The organism is Pseudomonas sp. P5_B2 (genome assembly GCF_056400445.1).
The window spans coordinates 1-2171 of the sequence record NZ_JBFULH010000655.1; the positions used below are offsets into that span (position 1 = coordinate 1).

The window sequence follows — 2171 nt, forward strand, 5'->3', positions numbered from 1 at the left end:
GGGCCCAAGGCCGCGCCGATGGTGTTGGAACCCTGTATGCGCAGCACCGGGCCGTTTTCAGGCGTCGGTAAATTGCCCGCCGATGCCGTCAATGGCAGGCCGGCGCACAGCATCAACATAAACAACACGCGCAGCGTCATGCCCGCACCTTAAAAAATCATAGAAAGTGCGGGGAGAATAAGTCAGCAAGATTTCCGAAAGATGACGGTTGTTCCTTAATTGTGGGAGCGAGCCTGTTCGCGAAAGCGGTGTATCRGTCAACAATGATGTTGAAATTGATGACGCCTTCGCGAGCCGGTCGGATCGCCGCACCGTCGCTGCCACAGGGTTTGCTGTTGAGCTTTAGATATCAGCTCAATTCAAGCCAGATCGGCGCATGATCGGAGGGTTTTTCCATACCGCGCAGGTCGTAATCCACGCCGGCGTCCTTGATCCGTGGCAACAGGCCATGGGAGGCCATGATCACGTCAATGCGCAGCCCGCGCTTGGGATCGTCTTCAAAGCCTCGGCTACGGTAATCGAACCAGCTGAAACGGTCGCTCACGTCCGGGTTCAGGTGACGGAAACTGTCCACCAGGCCCCAGTTTTTCAGACGGGCCATCCACTCGCGTTCTTCCGGCAGGAAGCTGCACTTGCCGGTTTTCAGCCAGCGTTTCATGTTGTCCGGGCCGATGCCGATGTCGCAGTCCTCCGGGGAGATGTTGACGTCACCCATGACCACCAGCGGCTGATCGTTGCTGAACTGGCTTTCCAACAGTTGCTGCAGGTCGCTGTAGAAGCGCTGCTTGGCCGGAAATTTGGTCGGGTGGTCGCGGCTTTCACCTTGTGGGAAATAGCCATTCATTATAGTCAACGGCACGCCATTGGCGTCGGCGAAGGTGCCCCAGATGAAGCGTCGCTGTGCGTCTTCTTCATCGGTGGCGAAGCCTTTATGCAAGGCCAGTGGTTCTTTGCGCGAGAGCAGGGCGACGCCGTAATGGCCTTTCTGCCCATGGAAATACACGTGATAGCCCAGCGCCTGAACCTCGGCCAGCGGGAATTGGTCGTCGTGAACCTTGGTTTCCTGCAGGCCGATGACGTCCGGCTGGTGTTTCTCAATCAGCGCCGCCAGCTGATGCGGGCGAGCGCGCAGCCCGTTGATGTTGAAGGAGACGATCTTCATGGTCGGCAGTCCTGGCAAAAGGGCGATGCTAGCTGACATGTAGGAATCGGGCCAGCGTGGGGTGAGGGGATTCGTGTTCGGCGGTAGGTCTTCTGTCGCTTATGCGGGCCACATCGCGAGCAGGCTCGCTCCTACAGTGGATCGGTGTAGGGCCTACTGAATTCGCCAGTCTGGTCTATAACTGTGGGAGCGAGCCTGTTCCGGGCATCGTTCCGACGATGGCGTCACCACTGATTTCGATCAGTAAGGAACTGTGTCAGCACCGATAGGCTCGTAACAACAAGAGCGCAGCCATTTGAGCTGTACCGGGGAGATCAACCGTTATGCCCGAAACCTCGACCGCCATTGCTGACATTCACATGCTCGACAGTGGCTATTCCCACGAAGCGCGATCCCTGCTTTACCACGCTTACCGGCACGAACCGACCTTCGGCTACCTGTTCGAGGCCGAACGTCCCGGCTATGAACATCGCGTGCGGGCGACCGTGCGCGAGCTGGTTAAACAGCACTTTCTTCAGGACTTGCCAGCCATTGGGCTGCTGGTCAATGACCGATTGATCGGCATCGCGCTGATCGCGCCGCCGCAACGACGCCTGGGCATCACCGAAAGTTGGGCCTGGCGTTTGCGCATGGTGCTCAGCGCGGGTTTTCGCAGCACCCGCCGCTATCTCGACTACCACGCCGCCGTTGCCGCCTGCGTGCCGAGTGACTCGGTCCATGTGCTACCAATGCTGGGCATTCACCCGCAATTTCAGGGTAAACACTTCGGCGAACAATTGCTGCAAGCGGTGCATAACTGGTGCGCAGTGGATGAAACCTCCGAAGGGGTGATCCTCGACACCGGGAATTCTCGCTATCTGGAGTTCTATAAGCGTCAGGGTTATGAAGAAATCGGCGAGGTCGCCGTAGGACCGATTCGCGAGCATGTTTTTTTTCACGCCAATCCGCAGGTGTTACAAACCTCGACGGCATAAACGGTAGAACTTTAACGCCTCGCGAGGCTCTATCA

At 57.8% G+C, this 2171-nt stretch carries 2 protein-coding genes; one reads left to right on the forward strand and one right to left on the reverse strand.

Translation table 11 applies throughout. The annotated features are described in order from the left end of the window. Positions 1-349 precede the first annotated feature (349 nt). A complete protein-coding gene (gene xthA, locus AC1DRJ_RS25265) occupies positions 350-1162 on the reverse strand; it encodes an exodeoxyribonuclease III (RefSeq protein WP_477804561.1) in 813 nt (270 codons plus the stop codon). A 323-nt stretch (positions 1163-1485) separates the two neighbouring features. Between xthA and AC1DRJ_RS25270 the strand changes: the two genes are divergently transcribed. Beyond that, a complete protein-coding gene (locus AC1DRJ_RS25270; protein ID WP_477804562.1) occupies positions 1486-2136 on the forward strand; it encodes a GNAT family N-acetyltransferase in 651 nt (216 codons plus the stop codon). Positions 2137-2171: the final 35 nt, after the last annotated feature.